Here is a 19,263-nt window from a genome sequence, read left to right on the forward strand (position 1 = left end):
GCAGATCTCGCCGTTAAAGGTAAAGTGAGTTTACCTGAGGATTTTTACAGCATTGCCAGCAGTTTGCAGTAGCGTAGAGTGAAGGGCTATAGCGAAGAGGGACGAGCACAGCATATGAAGACAAGGAGGAAGTAAGCTATGGATGACCTGAGACCATCCGACTTAAAGAGCATTCTGCATTCCAAGCGGGCGAACATGTATTACCTGGAACATTGTCGGATGTTGCAAAAGGACGGCCGGGTGCTCTACCTAACCGAGGCAAAAAACGAAAATCAGTATTTCAATATTCCTATCGCCAATACCACGGTACTGCTGCTCGGCAACGGGACGTCCGTTACTCAGGCGGTGATGCGGATGCTGTCGCAGGCCGGTGTGTTGGTCGGTTTTTGCGGTGGGGGCGGCACGCCCCTCTATATGGCAAATGAAGTGGAATGGCTGACGCCGCAAAACGAATACAGACCAACCGAATACCTGCAAGGCTGGCTGTCTTTCTGGTTCGACGACGGCAAGCGCCTGGCTGCGGCCAAACAATTTCAGCAGGCAAGAATCGATTTTCTGCAACGGGTCTGGCAAAAAGACAGGGAGCTGAAGGGCGAAGGCTTTGCTTTTGACGATCAGCAAATACAAAGCGCCCTAGATACTTTCCATACCCGCACTGACGTGGCGGTTAAACAATCGGACCTGCTGCTGACCGAAGCCCAGCTGACCAAGGCGCTTTATAAATATGCAGCCAACAATACCAACATCAAGGATTTCACCCGCCAACATCAAAGCACCGACAAGGCCAACGACTTTTTAAACCACGGTAACTACCTTGCATACGGCCTTGCCGCCAGTTGTCTGTGGGTGTTGGGAATTCCCCACGGTTTTGCCGTGATGCATGGAAAAACAAGAAGGGGAGCCCTTATTTTTGACGTTGCTGACCTGATCAAGGATGCCCTGGTGCTGCCCTGGGCCTTTATCTGCGCCAAGGAAAATGTCACCGAGCAGGAATTCCGTCAGCAAATCCTCCAGGCCTTTATCGATCATCAGGCACTCGACTTTATGTTTGATACGGTGAAAAACATCGCCTTGCAAGATTACACGTCGGCGAACATTGAGGCACAAAGCCTATGATGGTGACCTTTGTATCTCAGTGTGAAAAGAACGCGCTCAAGAAAACCCGCCGCGTGTTGGATGCGTTCGCCAACCGTATTGGTGACAACACCTGGCAGACACTGATCACCGAAGACGGTCTGGCAACGGCGAAAAAGATGTTGCGTAAAACCGCCAGCCGCAGCACCGCCGTCAGCTGCCACTGGATCCGAAGCCGCTCGCGCAGCCAGTTTCTTTGGGTGGTGGGGAACAGGAACAAGTTTAATGCTGAAGGAGTGGTGCCGGTCAATCGCACCGAGAAGGAGTTGTTAGTAAAAGAACATTTTTCATTGAATGTGGAAATCATTGCATACTTGGCCGCGATTGCAGGTTTTTTCCATGATATAGGTAAGGCAAACCAGCTGTTTCAGCAGAAGCTGGCGGCTAATAATGAAGGGAAGCGTTACGAGCCACTGCGCCATGAATGGGTATCTTTACGATTATTTCAGGCATTTGTCGGGAAAAAAAATGATCAGCAATGGTTAACTGCTTTAGTTGAGATAAATAATTCAACCGAAGAAAAACTGGTTAATGCGTTGAGTGGATATCGAGATCTCATTACCCAAAACATTCCTTGCCCATTTACGTCTCTGCCACCCATTGCAGCCATAGTAGGATGGTTAGTTGTGTCACACCACAGGCTGCCTCAATATCCCCACAAGCTAGATAATCAACCTGATCTGAGTAGTATCAGCCGTTGGCGGGGAATATTTGAATCATGTTGGAATTCGCCACAGTCGGTTTTAGAGTCATGGGCTGATCAAGCAAAAGAAGATAACTGGCACTTTCCGTTTGGCACTCCCTTTAAAAGCGCTTTTTGGCAAACTCACATATCAAATCTAGCGAGACGTGTTTTAAATTGCACGCGGTTATTTAAATCTGACTGGCATGACAATTTATTTACCAGGCACATGGCTCGACTGTCATTAATGCTGGCCGATCATGCAGAATCGTCTCGTCAAGGTATTGATAATACCTTATCCGATCGAAACTACTCGGCTTTTGCCAATACCGACATTAATGAAGAAGGTCAGCGGTATCACAAACAAAAATTGGATGAGCACAACATTAATGTTGGCACTTTGGCATATCAAATAGCCTGTGACGTTCCAAGGTTGAAATATAGTTTAAAGGCGCTTGATGATGTCAAAGCGCTAGGCGAAAAAGTACCGGAAGAATTGGAGCCGGAATTTGGTTGGCAAGATAAAGCCGCCAAATTAGCCGCGTCGATAAAAGAGTTAACACAAGATCATGGTTTCTTTGGTATATCTATGGCTTCAACAGGAAAGGGTAAAACTCGTGCCAATGCCAAAATTATGCATGGGTTATCAGATCCTGGACGTTGCCGCTTTAATGTCGCTCTTGGGTTAAGAACCTTGTCTATTCAAACGGCTAATGCACTTAAGGATGACTTATTTGGAAAAGATGCCGCAAATCGACAATTAGCAGAACAAAACATTGCACTCCTTGTTGGCTCCCAAGCGGTTAGAGACTTACAGCTACTATCTTTAGAGCCGGAGATTAGCCTTGAAGAGCAAAAAGGTAGTCAGTCAAAAGAGTCGCTGCTCAAAGACGAGCTGGCGTTATTAGACAATTTAGACTCTGAGTTACTTGAGAAAATTCCTTGGCTGAAACATGACCCTAAAATATCAAGATTATTACATGCACCGATCCTAGTCAGTACCATCGACTATTTAATACCAGCTACGGAAGGCGTCAGAGGCGGGCGCCAAATCGCCCCTATGTTGCGACTTTTGACCTCTGATTTAGTGTTGGATGAGCCAGATGACTTTAGTCTGGACGATCTGCCCGCTCTATGTCGGTTGGTACATTGGGCTGGAATGTTAGGGAGTCGCGTTTTGCTTTCTACTGCGACCATTTCGCCTTCCCTAGCAAGTAGTTTGTTTGAGGCTTATCAAGCCGGACGCAAACAGTATACACAAGCCAATGGTGAACAAGGGGTCGTCGATACAGTGTGTTGTGCATGGTTTGATGAATGCAATAAACCTAAGTCATTACTTACGGGCTCTGTCGAGCAATTTAAAGAGCTGCACGAAGAGTATGTAAGCAAAAGAGTGAACGAGCTGAAGAAATCTGCACGGCCATTAAGAAAAGGACGATTAGTTAACCTAAACGCTAATTACGAAACTTCACCAAGTCTGGCATTTGCAGATCGCATTTATCAATCCATTACCGAATTGCATTCACTGCACTCAATAGAACTAGAGCAAAAACAGGTTTCTATTGGGCTTGTCAGGATGGCCAACATTGATCCCTTGGTACATATTGCCAGACAGCTGATGAACAGGCCTGCACCAGAAAATACCCGTATTCATTATTGTGTTTACCATGGGCAATATCCGTTATTACAGCGCAGCAGTATTGAGAAAATGCTGGACAAAGCGTTGACGCGCCATGATAAGAACGAGTGGCAACAAAACTCTGGCATTTTAGACATTATTAATTCGACCCTGGAGCACCAGCATATTTTTGTTGTGTTAGCGACCTCTGTAGCCGAAGTGGGGCGCGATCATGACTATGACTGGGCAGTTGTTGAGCCGAGCTCTCAGCGTTCAATAATACAGCTGGCAGGCCGGGTGCAACGCCACCGGAAACAGGTGCCCGAACACGCCAATATTCATGTATTGGCGCAGAACTATAAAGGTCTCAAAGGAAAGTGTCCTAGTTTTATCAAGCCCGGCTTTGAAAGTAAAAAGCTGCAATATTCGACGACCAATTTACTTGATTTAAATATAGAAAAAGATTTATCGGTTATTAGCGCTATTCCCAGGGTTTTGTATGTTCCGAGTAAGGCTAACAGAATGCCGGACTTAACAGAGGAAAAGAAATTCAATAAGTTCTCTGAGTTGGAGCATTTTGCTCAAATGTTGAGGCTACAAGGCAGTGCCAATGATTACAATTATGCGGCGCAGTGGTGGCAACATGACGTCAGTTGGTGCGGCGAAATGCAGCGCCATCAACCGTTTCGAAAATCAAAAAGAACGGACGATTATTGCTTAGCTCTCACCCGAGAGAGTCAACCTAAATGGCAAAAAAAACAGCCAGGTGTTTACCCGATGAAATACAGCAATACAGATGACATAGGTACTCCATCTGAGTCACTTAAGCTAGGGGAGGGGATTGCTTTGTGGCACTACTTTAACTTGCATGAGCAGATAGAAATCCTAGCGCGAAAACTAGATAAAAGCCATAAACAAACGTTACAAGTCTACACGCATGTAGCCCTGAATGAGTTAGAGCAAGATACAGTTCAACAATGGCTATATCAACCAGAATTAGGCATTTATAAGATATTGAGAAAGGATGAATATTTATATGAGTGAGATCCCCGCTGAAAAGCTCCAGGAACGAGTGCTATCTTACATAGATGATGTAGGTGAACAAGCCATAGTAAACAGAACTCATGAGCGAGCACTGAAGGAGTATGTCAATTTTTGGAAGACATTTTTAAGTGTTGAAAAAAAGTTACTTAAAGCTGAATCAGAATACAAAGAGATACAATCTATAACGAAAAAGAAGCTTAAAAAAGAATCTTCTTATTTAGAAAATATACACCATCAAAAGTCTATAGGTTCCGAAGTTGCTCAATTGATTAGAGGAAAAGCAATTGCGTTAAAATTTGATGTTCAATTCTCGGCAGTTAATAAGCAAGTACAGTATCTGCTGTCTTTAAATCACTATGAGCAATGGATTGATTGGGCTCTAGTATTTGGAGAAGGGAGTTATTTAGCCACTCACATTGCAAAGTTAAGTCACTCCAGCAGTAAGGGGGCATCTATTGATGTGAGATACTTCAAGGGAAGTGAAAGCCCGAATAGTAGGTACTTAACAACTACTAATTTTGCTCATTTAGATTGTGCTTATCCAGACAATAAATACTCATCAATTTCTCAACTTTATAAAGTAGATGTTGAAGGTGTATATGTTGGTGATGTGTTAAGGGATCAACCCGAGGTGATTTTGAACGCTATTATCAACAACCGGCAGCTACTTAATAGAGCCAACAGTTGCTTTAGTTTAATGATTAAAAATGAGAAGAAGCAAAGCTACTTTTTATCAAAACAGGTGTATTTTCCCATAGCTGAAAATGACTACCATTTATTGCTCCCCTTGACATCTTCATCCCTTGCTCAGTCTATACATATGGAGCTGCGCAAATACTTTGACGATGAACAAGCGCAAGCTAGAGAGCAGCGAAAGAAAGGCAAATACAGCCCCTTCTCGGTGGTAAGTTATCCAAATAAAGCCAAGATCAACATCACAGCCTCTAACCATTCAAATGCTTCGGCATTAAACGGAAAACGTGGTGGAAAAATAACTTTGCTGTCTGCTCAGCCGCCTACGTGGATTCCTCAAGACATTAGCTATTTGCAAGCGGAAGAATTGTTTGATAAGTCTCTAACGCTTCAATTAGCGGCTGAAATTAAGGAATTGAAAGATTATTTAAAACTATTAAAAAACAAATCGTTGAGTGATAGTGCTCCGGTACGCGCTGCCGCGATTACTCGAAAGCTACAAACAATCATTAGCGCTCTATTTGATCTTGTATTAATGGCAAATATTAATGAAGCACAACCGAAATGGACTATTGAAAGCAAATTACCGCTTGCTTGTCAGTTACTATTCGAGCCTTGGCGTGACGACGAGATAGCCAAAAATGCAAAGCTTTCCGGTGATTGGAAAAAAGAATTAAGTCAAGAATTTGCTCTGTGGCTAAATCGCCAACTGAATAAAAACAGCAAGTTAAACCTGACACCGATCCATGCAGAGCTTTGGTCAACAATATTTACCGAAGAACTCAGAACCTTTATTGCAACACAGGAGGTGGCGCTATGAGTCAATATCTAGTGTTAAGTCACGTTAAAGTGCAAAACGCCAATTCCATTGCTGGTTTTACTTGGGGATTTCCGGCGATAACTCAATTTTTAGGTTTGACTCATGCACTAAATAGGAAGTTTTCTAGCAAATGCAAAGGCTCGTATCAAAGTGAGTTGAGCGGGTGTGCAGTGATTGCCAACCATGCAGATAATAAGGTTTACCAACCTAAGCCGTTTGGTGATTTTGAATTCTTACAAAGTAAAAATCCTCCTGTATTGGCAAGGCACAAAAATACTTCGCCACCCATTATTGAGGAGGGCAAAGTCAACCTGACGGTCAGCTTAGTGATTGAATTATCTGAATCCCTTGTCTTAACTACCGAACAAGCTACTGAACTTGAGCATTATATTGGGGGCTTGTGTCGCTCAATGCGAATGGCTGGTGGCACGGTGCTGGATATAGCCAAAGTAAAACTGCTCTCAGCGAGTACTGAAGAGCAAAAAGCCGACTTACTCACAAAAATAAAACGCCTGACAATGCCGGGTTTTGTGCTTAAGGACCGACATGAGTATTTAAAGCAGCATAGCGAGGCTTTAATCGCTCACGCCGAAGCCGGGCTGGTTAACCCTTTGTTGGATGCTTGGCTTGACTTTTCCGCGTTAAAATACACAGCGCAAGCTGAGTTAAGCGATAAACAGACTGAGCCGGATGAGACAACCAATGCTAATTGGAAATACCAGGCCAAACCATTTCCTGGTTTTTTGGTGCCGTTAATGACGGGCTATAAAGCAATCAGTGAAGTTTATGGACCTGGACAGGTAGGTAACCTTCGTGATCAACAGATACCAGCTCGTTTCGTTGAATCGGTACACAGTATCGGCGAGTGGCTCAGTATGCACAGAGTGGCCGATATAAAAGAATTCATATGGCGTTACTACCAAGATGGCGACTGGTATTTGTGCCAACAGAAAACCTTAAGTACGGCGGATTCTGAACTCTGTTCAGATATTCTGGCGACCCAATCACAAGCGGAAATTAATCAACAAATACTTAACTTATTTTAAGGATGAAACATGACAACATTAACGTTACCTTCCGTATTAGCATTCGACCGAAAATTGGAGCCATCAGATGGCGTGATGTTCTCGGGAAATTGGCAGGATATTGACAATGATAAAAATTGGCAGCCAATTGAGTTATTTGAACGTCGCAATCGCGCGGTAAAAAGTAACTTTAAACAGGAGGTATTGGATGATGAAAATGAGCTACAAAAACAAATAGCCGAATCCAATTTATCATGGGGAGACGATGCTGCGTTAAAACATGGGCAAGATACACTGCGTTTGAGTTTTAGCCTGCGGGTGGTCTCGGGTATTGATACACCGACCGCCTGTAACAAGATGGAGTTTGAGCGTCGGTTTAACGAAGTTGTTGATGGTTATGTCAAAACTGAAATAGAAGAGCTAGCAAAAAGATATGCCTACAACATAGCTAATGGGCGCTTCTTGTGGCGAAACCGTGTTGGTGCCGATCAAATTATGGTTCGAGTCTCAGCCAAAAGTTTGGATGAGCCGTTAGAGTTTAATTCTTACGATTTCCCGCTAAACGTAACTACATCAGATGACATTAATGTTCATAAACTTGCTCAACTCATAAATACTGGATTTACAGGTGAGAAAAGCCCGACACTTAAGATTGAAGCCTATGCCCAATTGGGCGATACGCAAAGAGTATGGCCCTCCCAGGAAATGGTATTAAATATAGCGAAAGGAGAAAAAAGCCGAAACCTATTCTCACTAGATGGGGTTGCTGCTATGCACTGTGAAAAAATAGGCAATGCGCTACGTACCATTGATGACTGGTACCCTGAGTTTGAAATTACCCGCAAGCCGATAGCGATAGAAGCTTATGGCTCAGTAACTCAACGAGGTGTTGCGTATCGATCGAGTAAAAATGACTTTAAAACCTTGTTGTTGAAATGGCTCTGCAGTGAAAGTTCATCGCAGTTAAGTGTTGAAGAAAAACACTTTGTGGTCGCTATGCTGGTCAGAGGCGGCGTATTTGGTGAAGGTGAAAGCTAGGTGGTAACGCAATGAAATATTATCTTGATATCACCTTGCTGCCAGATGCCGATATAAACCTCGGTTTTTTGTGGCATAAGGTGTACCTGCAGATCCACCTGATGCTGGTGGAGCATAAGGTGAGCGACAAAGACTCTGCGATAGCCTTGGCCTTTCCCAAATACGACACTACGCCGTTTCCGCTGGGCGACAAGCTAAGGCTGTTTGCCGAAACCGAGCAGCGGCTTGCCGATTTAAAGGTCGCGCAGTGGCTGGTTCGTTTTGAAGACTATGTGCATATCAAGGGCATCAAAGCGGTGCCCGGCAATATTACCGAATATGCCTACTTCAGGCGTTGGCACTTTAAATCGCCCGACAAGCTGCGCGAAAGTGTCGATTCACGAGCGGCTTATATAGCTCGTAAAAACGGCTTCGTCGTTGATGAAGTGAAAGCGCGTTTATTGGCCTCGATAGATAATTACAAGACCGAATCTATGTTGCCTTATATCAATTTGCGCAGTCTTTCGACGGACAAACACTTAAGTCCCGTGGAGCGTAAAAAGTTTTTACTTTTTATCGAGTGCCGAAAAGTATCCGAACCGGATGACAATCCCTGGCTGTTTAACTGCTACGGGTTAAGTCGACGTTCTGACGATGCGCAGGCAGCCGTCCCCTGGTTTGACGGCTGATCCGCCCGTAGAAATACCCTATATTTTCGCTCTTTAAAAATTAATCGTAAAAACATAGAGTTACAACGAACCGTTTTTGATAAGGTTAAATGAGGACTTTTAACCTAACGGCTTGTTGTAACTTATTTTTATTTTGATAGTCTACTGTTCACCGCCACATAGGCGGCTCAGAAATTGCAATAGCACCTGAGTACAACCATCAGTAAGTTCACCGCCACATAGGCGGCTCAGAAATCATCTACCCCATAACAGCGCACCACCTTACCGTTCACCGCCACATAGGCGGCTCAGAAACTGTCCGAAGAAAAATCATGCGCCCCACTCCAGTTCACCGCCACATAGGCGGCTCAGAAATCTGGTGACCACGTTCAATACTGCCATGCCTTGTTCACCGCCACATAGGCGGCTCAGAAACTTCAGGGCTGAAGCCATGGACAGGGCAACCAGTTCACCGCCACATAGGCGGCTCAGAAATTGATTATCTGGCCATTACACTCACCGCCGATGTTCACCGCCACATAGGCGGCTCAGAAAAGTACCGCACCGCAGCACGTTATTTTCTTGATGTTCACCGCCACATAGGCGGCTCAGAAAATTACCGAAGGTCACAGGGAGCTTCCAAAGCTGTTCACCGCCACATAGGCGGCTCAGAAATCTAACTGATCCGCTGCCATTCGCAGCTAAAAGTTCACCGCCACATAGGCGGCTCAGAAATCGTAATACCAAGCAGCTCATAAGGGAAACCAGTTCACCGCCACATAGGCGGCTCAGAAACAAAGGGCTCCGCAACAATAATCCGCTGAACAGTTCACCGCCACATAGGCGGCTCAGAAACGTTATTCTGGCGACTGATGATGGGTTGTGGCGTTCACCGCCACATAGGCGGCTCAGAAATATGTGGCGTTCGTCTATGCAGTTGCGCTTGAGTTCACCGCCACATAGGCGGCTCAGAAAGATATCGAGTGGCGCTGCATTGTTGCTGTATAGTTCACCGCCACATAGGCGGCTCAGAAACTGAAGGAGCTTTGCTGGACTGGCTTTCAATTGTTCACCGCCACATAGGCGGCTCAGAAAACCGCAGGCCGGGGATCGAGTGACCCGGGCATGTTCACCGCCACATAGGCGGCTCAGAAATGAGCCAATTTTAGTAATTGCAGCTAGGCGTTGTTCACCGCCACATAGGCGGCTCAGAAATTTCAACTTGGCGGTCTGCTGCGGGTCCTTGAGTTCACCGCCACATAGGCGGCTCAGAAAATTTCAAAGAGATGCCTGTTTTGTAGCTGATCGTTCACCGCCACATAGGCGGCTCAGAAAGCTAGTAGAGATGCGGGCACTTGCAAAACACGGTTCACCGCCACATAGGCGGCTCAGAAAAGGTACAGACCCAGGTACAGACCCAGGTACAGGTTCACCGCCACATAGGCGGCTCAGAAAGTGGTTTACTTTCCATCGCGCACCCCCTTGTAGTTCACCGCCACATAGGCGGCTCAGAAATTAACCATTACGTGGCTATCCCCGTTATTCTGGTTCACCGCCACATAGGCGGCTCAGAAAAACCCAACACACACCAGCAGAATCACGTCCAAGTTCACCGCCACATAGGCGGCTCAGAAAGTTAAGGAAAGGCTAGGTTTAATGCCGATAAAGTTCACCGCCACATAGGCGGCTCAGAAATCAAAATTCTGGGTCGTGCGCGACGGCTATCAGTTCACCGCCACATAGGCGGCTCAGAAAAATGGTAGTACGTTTTTGGATTGTTCTGTTGGGTTCACCGCCACATAGGCGGCTCAGAAACCCCTCCTGCTTCCTAGCGAAGTGCAAACTGGGTTCACCGCCACATAGGCGGCTCAGAAATTCCTTAACTGCGCACAATAAGTTATTGATTAGTTCACCGCCACATAGGCGGCTCAGAAATCCCAGGGACAATCCCCCCATAGACGTTGACAGTTCACCGCCACATAGGCGGCTCAGAAACAGGATGAAATTGTGGCTGAGTGTCAGTCATGGTTCACCGCCACATAGGCGGCTCAGAAACTCCCTGAGACGCGCTCTGAGGGACCAAATTTGTTCACCGCCACATAGGCGGCTCAGAAAACCGTCTTCAATCTCAACGATGTGGTCGACGAGTTCACCGCCACATAGGCGGCTCAGAAACGAATGATGTGACGGTCTATTACGCTGATGGTGTTCACCGCCACATAGGCGGCTCAGAAATCAGCATCCAGCTTGGTTTGAGGCAATAAGGGGTTCACCGCCACATAGGCGGCTCAGAAATCATCCCGGCCACAATTATGGCAGTGGCACAAGTTCACCGCCACATAGGCGGCTCAGAAAAATACGATAGCACCAACAGGTCCGCCAACTAAGTTCACCGCCACATAGGCGGCTCAGAAATCAGCCGAAAAAAGCCTGGAGGCCATGAATGCGTTCACCGCCACATAGGCGGCTCAGAAAGAAAACAAACACAGACTCATACCGTCCCAGATGTTCACCGCCACATAGGCGGCTCAGAAATCCCTCAGGATCACGCTGGCCAAGCTGGCTATGTTCACCGCCACATAGGCGGCTCAGAAATATCTTGAGCGTCCATTACCCTGTGCCAAAAAGTTCACCGCCACATAGGCGGCTCAGAAAATGGAGTGGGTGGTCAAGCTCGCTGTGCATATGTTCACCGCCACATAGGCGGCTCAGAAAAATATGGTTTCTGCTGTCTGATAGCCGAAACGGTTCACCGCCACATAGGCGGCTCAGAAACCTTAGTGACGAACTCGAGCACAACCTTGTCAGTTCACCGCCACATAGGCGGCTCAGAAAACTTTAATCAGGAGTTGGTCGGTTCATCAGATGTTCACCGCCACATAGGCAGCTCAGAAAAAGATGGCGGGCCACGCCAGCTCCGAAACAAAGTTCACTGCCGCACAGGCAGCTCAGAAATCGCCGCCATTAGTGTATGTGCCGCCCCGTTCGTTCACTGCCGCACAGGCAGCTCAGAAAGCCGGCCTTCTGCCTGCCGAGGATTTGGATAGGTTCACTGCCGCACAGGCAGCTCAGAAAACATTTTTAACTCTGACATTTGAGCCGGTCGCGTTCACTGCCGCACAGGCAGCTCAGAAAATACGCCCCTTGACGGGCGACATGACCGACGAGTTCACTGCCGCACAGGCAGCTCAGAAAGTATTGTCAGTTTTAGTTATCTGTGCAGCCAGGTTCACTGCCGCACAGGCAGCTCAGAAATAGTCGGCGGTGACTGGATTGGAGCTGAATTACGTTCACTGCCGCACAGGCAGCTCAGAAACACATAGTAGAGTCACCGTAGCAGTGAATAATGTTCACTGCCGCACAGGCAGCTCAGAAATGATTCGTTGCTGCGATATGTAAACTCTACACGTTCACTGCCGCACAGGCAGCTCAGAAATTTTCCGCATCACTCAATAAAGACGGTGATTTGTTCACTGCCGCACAGGCAGCTCAGAAATTGCCCAGTGTTATCACCGTCGAACTGTTCTAGTTCACTGCCGCACAGGCAGCTCAGAAAAGATACCGCTTATTTGTTTCGTGTGTCTACTCGTTCACTGCCGCACAGGCAGCTCAGAAATGAACAAGCTCAGCACGATGGGGCATCCAACTGTTCACTGCCGCACAGGCAGCTCAGAAAGCGAACAGCACACGCTAAAAATTGTCAACGTGGTTCACTGCCGCACAGGCAGCTCAGAAATGATTCGTTGCTGCGATATGTAAACTCTACTCGTTCACTGCCGCACAGGCAGCTCAGAAATATAGTAATTATGGACACTGCAAAATCTAAAAGTTCACTGCCGCACAGGCAGCTCAGAAAGATATGAACGGCAAGGACTGGTTTATCGGTGAGTTCACTGCCGCACAGGCAGCTCAGAAATTGTCGATAACACGTGCAACAAAGTAATCGGCGTTCACTGCCGCACAGGCAGCTCAGAAAAGTACCACGCGCCTGCGGCCAGCACGGCCCCGGTTCACTGCCGCACAGGCAGCTCAGAAAATGGCATGAAAGGCTTGATGGTACTGTGGATAGTTCACTGCCGCACAGGCAGCTCAGAAAACTAAATGCAGGATTAGGCCAATCCTCGTCAAGTTCACTGCCGCACAGGCAGCTCAGAAAAAAGTGCAGACGAGGACTTATATGAACCGGGTGTTCACTGCCGCACAGGCAGCTCAGAAAAACTGCGCCGCCTCCGCCTGCAGGCGCAGCAGGTTCACTGCCGCACAGGCAGCTCAGAAATTCCACGTTTCGTAATAATCAACAGATGCAAAGTTCACTGCCGCACAGGCAGCTCAGAAATGTCGCTGTCCGATTTGCTCAACCTGGATGTCGTTCACTGCCGCACAGGCAGCTCAGAAAACCAGCAAGAGCAAGTGCTTGATGAGCAGGGGGGTCACTGCCGCACAGGCAGCTCAGAAATGTTCGATGATGCAATTCAGGATAAGTGGGCCGTTCACTGCCGCACAGGCAGCTCAGAAAGCTTGCCAGCACGTATCGAAGTTCCTTTACTTGTTCACTGCCGCACAGGCAGCTCAGAAATATCGCTGCTAACCCTGCGTTACCGCCGCTAAGTTCACTGCCGCACAGGCAGCTCAGAAAGTTAGACATATCATGGTCGCATTTGCGACCGGGTTCACTGCCGCACAGGCAGCTCAGAAAGGACGGCGGATATTTTTATTTGGCCGTCCAGAGTTCACTGCCGCACAGGCAGCTCAGAAATATACGGTAGAGCATACGTTTGATGATATTCAGTTCACTGCCGCACAGGCAGCTCAGAAAATCAAGGCCTTCAAACATGGCTGGGCCCTGCCGTTCACTGCCGCACAGGCAGCTCAGAAATGTCCGTGTCGGCCCTGTCCCGGTACCAGCGCGTTCACTGCCGCACAGGCAGCTCAGAAAATACATAAAGCCGGCCGTTGTCGAGAGCCGGCGTTCACTGCCGCACAGGCAGCTCAGAAATGTCAAGCACAGACTCAATGTCCACCTCTTGTGTTCACTGCCGCACAGGCAGCTCAGAAATATGAGAACGCTGAGTTCCTGCCTCCTGATTAGTTCACTGCCGCACAGGCAGCTCAGAAAATCAAGGCGTGTCGCTCAGACTGCCCGCCCTTGTTCACTGCCGCACAGGCAGCTCAGAAAATCCCCATCATCTGTCCCAAGCATCTCATTCATGTTCACTGCCGCACAGGCAGCTCAGAAAGTTGACGGCGCAGTAGATGCAAACACCGCCGTGTTCACTGCCGCACAGGCAGCTCAGAAATTATACAGGTCAAGACCACACCGCTTGACCCAGTTCACTGCCGCACAGGCAGCTCAGAAATTAATCCCGGCGCGGCGATAGATACGGCTGATGTTCACTGCCGCACTGGCAGCTCAGAAAAGTAGTAAAGCTGGCAAACGTAAATGGCGACAGTTCACTGCCGCACAGGCAGCTCAGAAATTCGTACTAAACACTGACATTTACAGCTCCCCGTTCACTGCCGCACAGGCAGCTCAGAAATACTGCGCGTAGGCCTTCTCTGAGTTGACGATGTTCACTGCCGCACAGGCAGCTCAGAAACGTTTCAAGAGTCTGACCGAGCAGCTGGATGCGTTCACTGCCGCACAGGCAGCTCAGAAAAATATGGGTGATGCGGCCAAGCTGGATGTGGCGTTCACTGCCGCACAGGCAGCTCAGAAATGTTCCGGCGCAAGTATTTCCTCAATGGGGCCGTTCACTGCCGCACAGGCAGCTCAGAAAAAGACTCGGCTCATAGTCGTAATAGATAACTAGTTCACTGCCGCACAGGCAGCTCAGAAATCTAAGGAGTATCGCTTTCCTAAGATGCCTAAGTTCACTGCCGCACAGGCAGCTCAGAAATGTCCAGCGGCAATAAGATCAAGACGCTCAGCGTTCACTGCCGCACAGGCAGCTCAGAAATTACGGACTCACATTAAAGACTGAGGGGAAAAGTTCACTGCCGCACAGGCAGCTCAGAAAACGCAGCAACTGGCTGCGGTAGTTCTGCAGCGGTTCACTGCCGCACAGGCAGCTCAGAAAACCAAAGTAAACCTTGAATTCTTGCTCAGCGTGTTCACTGCCGCCAAGCATTCCCCGTGCTCACGGGGATGAATCGATGGGGTTCGCCGAGCAGTTTAGCCGCTCCGAGCGTTCCCCGTGCCCACGGGGATGAACCGCTAGCCAGGATCATCATCAATCACCTGGGCCTGCGTTCCCCGTGCCCACGGGGATGAACCGGAATAGGGGATATGGCATGGATGTGTATAATTGCGCTCCCCGAGCCCACGGGGATGAACCTAATGTCGAACACGCCAAAGAAGTCGCTAAAGCGTGTTCCCCGAGCCCACGGGGATGAGCTGAGACTGAGAGGCATCGCTGATGCCGGCTTTCTGGGAGAGGGGGCAAATAACGTGAAACTTGTAGAGCAGGGATATCGACTGTGGAATTGCAGACACAAAAAAGCCTGCTTGCGCAGGCTTTTTCGTTGAATCTGATGGTGGCCCCTCCCAGACTCGAACTGGGGACCTGACGATTATGAGTCGTATGCTCTAACCAACTGAGCTAAGGGGCCGACTTAAGACAGTCGTCACTGTCGAAAGCGGGGTGAAGTATACGAAGTTTATTTGGGCTTGTCACCCGTGTTTTGCAGAGAATTCACTTCAAACGTTCCGATTGCTTATCTGTTGAGCAAATTAGCTGTTTTGTGGGCAGTTTTCGTTGTTTGTCCCTGTTTGCACTGACAAAAAAGCCCTGCACGTTGGCAGGGCTTTGGGTTTTACGCCGGCCGAAACCTATTCGTCGAGGAACGACTTGAGGATTTCTGAGCGTGAAGGATGACGCAGTTTGCGCAGGGCCTTGGCTTCGATCTGACGGATACGCTCACGGGTGACGTCGAATTGCTTGCCGACTTCTTCCAGTGTGTGGTCCGTGTTCATGTCGATACCGAAACGCATCCTCAGCACCTTGGCTTCACGGGCGGTGAGGCCTGCCAGTACTTCGTGGGTGGCGTTTTTCAGGCTCTCGCTGGTGGCGCTGTCCAGTGGCAACTCGAGGGTGGTGTCCTCGATGAAATCACCCAAGTGCGAATCTTCATCGTCACCGATCGGGGTTTCCATGGAGATAGGCTCTTTGGCTATCTTCAGCACCTTGCGTATCTTGTCTTCCGGCATCATCATGCGCTCGGCCAGTTCTTCGGGCGAAGGCTCGCGGCCCATTTCCTGCAGCATCTGGCGTGAGATACGGTTCAGCTTGTTGATCGTCTCTATCATATGCACAGGAATACGTATGGTACGTGCCTGATCGGCGATAGAGCGGGTAATCGCCTGACGGATCCACCAAGTTGCATAGGTCGAGAACTTGTAACCGCGACGGTATTCGAATTTGTCGACCGCTTTCATCAGGCCTATGTTGCCTTCCTGGATGAGATCCAGGAATTGCAGGCCGCGGTTGGTGTATTTCTTGGCGATGGAAATGACCAGACGCAGGTTGGCCTCGACCATTTCTTTCTTGGCGCGGCGTGCCTTGGCCTCACCGATCGACATGCGACGGTTGATGTCCTTGATGCCGGCGATCACCAGGCCTGTCTCGTCTTCGATGGCGGCCAGTTTGCTGCGACAGCGAATGACGTCGTCTTCGACCATTCTCAGGCCTTCGGCGTAGGGCTTGGTGCCGGCTTTCTCGGCGTCGAACCAGTCGAGGCTGGTTTCGTTACCCGTGAAGGCCTTGACGAAGTTTTTCTTCGGCATCTTGGCTTGTTCGACGCATAGCTTGAGGATCAGGCGTTCCTGTACCCGTACGCGGTCCATCATGGTGCGCATGCTCTTGACCAGGCGGTCGAATTGCTTGGGTACCAAACGGAATTCTTTGAAGATTTCACCTATAACGAACAGGGCGCCGACGGCTTCCGGGTGTTCGCGGCCCTTGGCCTCGATCACTTTCAGCGCATGCTCATAGGCGGTTCTGAGTTGGGCAAATTTTTCCCTGGCTTCTTCAGGATCCGGTCCCTTGGCGCCTTCCTCTTCCTCTTCCTCATCATCCTCGTCATCATCGTCTTCGTCGTCGAGATCTTCGTCGGATAACTCTGAGCCTATGTGGGTCGCAGTGGGAGCCACATCTTCTTCATCGGGATTGACAAATCCAGAGATGATGTCGGTCAGGCGCAGTTCTTCGGCTTCGAACTGGTCGAACTGCTCGAGGATCATGGCGATCGCCTGCGGGTATTCGGCCACCGAACTCTGAACCGTGTTGATGCCTTCTTCGATACGCTTGGCGATAACAATTTCGCCTTCACGGGTCAGCAGCTCGACAGTGCCCATTTCGCGCATATACATACGCACGGGATCTGTGGTGCGGCCCAGCTCGCTTTCTACCGTCGCCAGGGCGGCGGCGGCTTCTTCGGCAGCATCTTCGTCTGTGTTGTCTTCCGACATCATCATGTCATCGGCATCAGGGGCTTCTTCGAACACCCTGATACCCATGTCATTTATCATCTGGATAATATCTTCGATCTGGTCGGAATCGACCATATCTGCAGGTAAGTGGTCATTCACTTCTGCATAGGTTAAATAACCTTGCTCTTTACCTTTGGCGAGCAACAGTTTGAGTTGCGACTGCGGAGTATGATCCATAGATATCATCCAAGTTGGGTAACTGTTACAACGATGGGCAATCAGGCTTCGCCGGATGCCGCGCAAATCGTCAATTATAGCCGTGCGCACATGTGTGTGCTAGTCCAAGTGCTTATTGCCGAGACATTTTCGTCTCAGGCAAGGCCCTTCATGATCGAGATAAGCTTCAGCAGCTGTCTCTTCTCTTCTTTAGTATGGGTCTGTTTCAGACTCAATTCCTGATAGCGTTGCTCAATGTACTGATTGTTCAGCCAGATCAGGGTTTGCTTAAACTTTTCGAGCAAGTTTTCATCCGCCACTTGATGGTCCCATTGGGCTAATTTCTTCAGTGTTCCCAAATGTTTATGGTCTCTGAATTGTTCAAGTAGTTGTGCGCTGTTTAAGGCTTGCTCTCGAGTCATATCCAATAACAGTGTCAGCACTTCAATGCCTGGCATCTGTATATGGCTTAAGGCAGGCTGCGGCGGTAAGGCCACTCCCAATTGCGGATGTTGTACCAGCAAGGCGATGGCGAGTCGCAATGGGGTACCCCGTCCCTTGAGGCCTGCGGCGTTCAATGGGTTTGCCGGTTTGACCCGAAAGCCCATTTTTTTCTTAAGATCGTCCGCGCCGTTCATTCCCAGCTTATGTGCCAGGTTTTCCAGCAACAGGTTCTGTAACACGCTGTCCTGTATTTTCTCTATCAAGGCAATGGCTTGCTTGGCGAGCGTGCCCTTGTCTGTGCCATATTTGCTGGCCAGGGTGTCGAACAAAAATGTCGGCAGGGCCTGGGCCTGATCCGTCATGGCTTCGAAGGCCGCCTTTCCCGTCTGGCGCACCATGGAATCTGGATCCTCGCCCTCGGGCAAGAACATGAAACTGACCTGGTCGCCCGGCTTCAACAGCGGCAGGGCGGTTTCCAGCGCGCGCCAGGCGGCTTCCTTACCCGCCCTGTCACCGTCGTAACAACAGACGACTTCCTTGGCATTGCGCAGCAGCAATTGGAATTGCTCCGCGGTGGTCGAGGTCCCCAGGGAGGCGACGGCATAGTCGACGCCAAACTGGGCGAGGGCCACCACATCCATATAGCCTTCGACTATCAGGATCTTCTGCGGATCTTTATGCCGCTGCCTGACTTCATACAGGCCATAGAGCTCATTACCCTTATGAAATATGGGCGTTTCCGGCGAGTTCAAGTATTTGGGGGTGCCATCCCCCAGTACCCGGCCACCGAAGCCTACGACCCGCCCGCGTCTGTCGCGGATGGGAAACATGAGCCTGTCACGAAACCTGTCGTAGCGTTTGCCGCTGTCGTTGCTGATCAACATACCGGCGGTGAGCAGCTTATCCTGGGCTTCCTGATTCTGGCGATAACGCCCCAGCAGGCCATCCCAGCCATCGGGCGCGAAGCCTATGCCGAAATGGGCTATGACTTCGGCGGATAAGCCACGAAACTCGAGGTAATCTATGACCTTCTGCTTATCCGTATGCTGCCTAAGCTGGCTCTGGTAATAGAGATTGGCTTCGTCCATCAGCTGGTAGAGGTCGCGGCTCAGGCCATTATCATGGCGCTTGCCCGTGCCTTGCTCCCGCGGGACATCCAGCCCCAGCTGACCGGCTAAATCTTCAATCGCATCGACAAACTCGAGTCTGTCGTATTCCATCACGAAGTCGATGGCGTTGCCGTGGGCGCCACAACCGAAGCAATGGTAAAATTGTTTGTCTTGGCTAACAGTAAATGAAGGTGATTTTTCGTTATGAAAAGGACAACAGGCAGAGTAATTCTTACCCGCCTTTTTCAGGGGCACCTTGCGATCGATAAGTTCGACTATGTCGGTGCGAGCGATGAGCTCATTGATAAAATCACGAGGTATTGCCATTAATGCTTAAAATCTCGCTGTGCGCGAATTTAAACAAA

The 19,263-nt window shown here is 49.0% G+C and carries 8 protein-coding genes, 1 tRNA gene and 1 CRISPR repeat array; of the genes, 6 read left to right on the forward strand and 3 right to left on the reverse strand.

The genetic code is table 11. The annotated features are described in order from the left end of the window. Positions 1 to 138 precede the first annotated feature (138 nt). From cas1f to cas6f, 6 genes are read left to right on the forward strand one after another with little or no spacing between them, the layout of a single operon-like run. Complete coding sequence (gene cas1f / locus LZP73_RS09815; RefSeq protein WP_234234686.1) at positions 139 to 1,116, forward strand: type I-F CRISPR-associated endonuclease Cas1f; 978 nt, start codon at positions 139 to 141, stop codon at positions 1,114 to 1,116. Beyond that, a complete protein-coding gene (cas3f, locus tag LZP73_RS09820; protein ID WP_234234688.1) occupies positions 1,113 to 4,478 on the forward strand; it encodes a type I-F CRISPR-associated helicase Cas3f in 3,366 nt (1,121 codons plus the stop codon). Before cas1f ends, cas3f begins: the two co-directional genes overlap by 4 nt. Beyond that, positions 4,471 to 5,991, forward strand: a complete 1,521-nt coding sequence (locus LZP73_RS09825; protein WP_234234690.1) for a type I-F CRISPR-associated protein Csy1 — start codon at positions 4,471 to 4,473, stop codon at positions 5,989 to 5,991. The genes cas3f and LZP73_RS09825 overlap by 8 nt, the downstream gene beginning before the upstream one ends. Further along, a complete protein-coding gene (gene csy2, locus LZP73_RS09830; RefSeq protein WP_234234694.1) occupies positions 5,988 to 7,037 on the forward strand; it encodes a type I-F CRISPR-associated protein Csy2 in 1,050 nt (349 codons plus the stop codon). The genes LZP73_RS09825 and csy2 overlap by 4 nt, the downstream gene beginning before the upstream one ends. Before the next feature lie 9 nt (positions 7,038 to 7,046). After that, on the forward strand, positions 7,047 to 8,054 hold the full coding sequence (gene csy3, locus LZP73_RS09835; RefSeq protein WP_234234696.1) for a type I-F CRISPR-associated protein Csy3: 1,008 nt from the start codon (positions 7,047 to 7,049) through the stop codon (positions 8,052 to 8,054). A gap of 11 nt (positions 8,055 to 8,065) precedes the next feature. Next, a complete protein-coding gene (gene cas6f, locus LZP73_RS09840; protein ID WP_234234698.1) occupies positions 8,066 to 8,722 on the forward strand; it encodes a type I-F CRISPR-associated endoribonuclease Cas6/Csy4 in 657 nt (218 codons plus the stop codon). Positions 8,723 to 8,868: 146 nt separating this feature from the next. Further along, positions 8,869 to 14,778: direct repeats of the CRISPR family, unit length 28 nt; unit sequence GTTCACCGCCACATAGGCGGCTCAGAAA. A 455-nt stretch (positions 14,779 to 15,233) separates the two neighbouring features. On the opposite strand, the gene LZP73_RS09845 is transcribed toward cas6f, so the two are convergent. The 3 genes from LZP73_RS09845 to dnaG all read right to left on the reverse strand — a co-directional run bounded on the left by LZP73_RS09845 (position 15,234) and on the right by dnaG (position 19,225). Beyond that, a tRNA-Ile gene (locus LZP73_RS09845) sits at positions 15,234 to 15,310 on the reverse strand. Between the two features lie 220 nt (positions 15,311 to 15,530). Beyond that, positions 15,531 to 17,366, reverse strand: coding sequence for an RNA polymerase sigma factor RpoD (gene rpoD, locus LZP73_RS09850; RefSeq protein WP_234234699.1), 1,836 nt, complete (start codon positions 17,364 to 17,366; stop codon positions 15,531 to 15,533). A 134-nt stretch (positions 17,367 to 17,500) separates the two neighbouring features. Then, positions 17,501 to 19,225 carry a DNA primase gene (gene dnaG, locus LZP73_RS09855; RefSeq protein WP_169564470.1) on the reverse strand — a complete coding sequence of 575 codons (1,725 nt, stop codon included), beginning with the start codon at positions 19,223 to 19,225 and terminating at the stop codon, positions 17,501 to 17,503. Between the last annotated feature and the right edge of the window lie 38 nt (positions 19,226 to 19,263).

This window comes from Shewanella sp. AS16, assembly GCF_021412365.1.
GTDB classification, from domain to species: domain Bacteria; phylum Pseudomonadota; class Gammaproteobacteria; order Enterobacterales; family Shewanellaceae; genus Shewanella; species Shewanella salipaludis.

Excerpts from the sequence above, each read along its gene's own strand:
- cas1f (WP_234234686.1), top strand. The coding sequence starts at position 139 with ATGGATGACCTGAGACCATCCGACTTAAAGAGCATTCTGCATTCCAAG.
- cas3f (WP_234234688.1), top strand. The coding sequence starts at position 1,113 with ATGATGGTGACCTTTGTATCTCAGTGTGAAAAGAACGCGCTCAAGAAA.
- LZP73_RS09825 (WP_234234690.1), top strand. The coding sequence starts at position 4,471 with ATGAGTGAGATCCCCGCTGAAAAGCTCCAGGAACGAGTGCTATCTTAC.
- csy2 (WP_234234694.1), top strand. The coding sequence starts at position 5,988 with ATGAGTCAATATCTAGTGTTAAGTCACGTTAAAGTGCAAAACGCCAAT.
- csy3 (WP_234234696.1), top strand. The coding sequence starts at position 7,047 with ATGACAACATTAACGTTACCTTCCGTATTAGCATTCGACCGAAAATTG.
- cas6f (WP_234234698.1), top strand. The coding sequence starts at position 8,066 with ATGAAATATTATCTTGATATCACCTTGCTGCCAGATGCCGATATAAAC.
- rpoD (WP_234234699.1), bottom strand. The coding sequence starts at position 17,366 with ATGGATCATACTCCGCAGTCGCAACTCAAACTGTTGCTCGCCAAAGGT.
- dnaG (WP_169564470.1), bottom strand. The coding sequence starts at position 19,225 with ATGGCAATACCTCGTGATTTTATCAATGAGCTCATCGCTCGCACCGAC.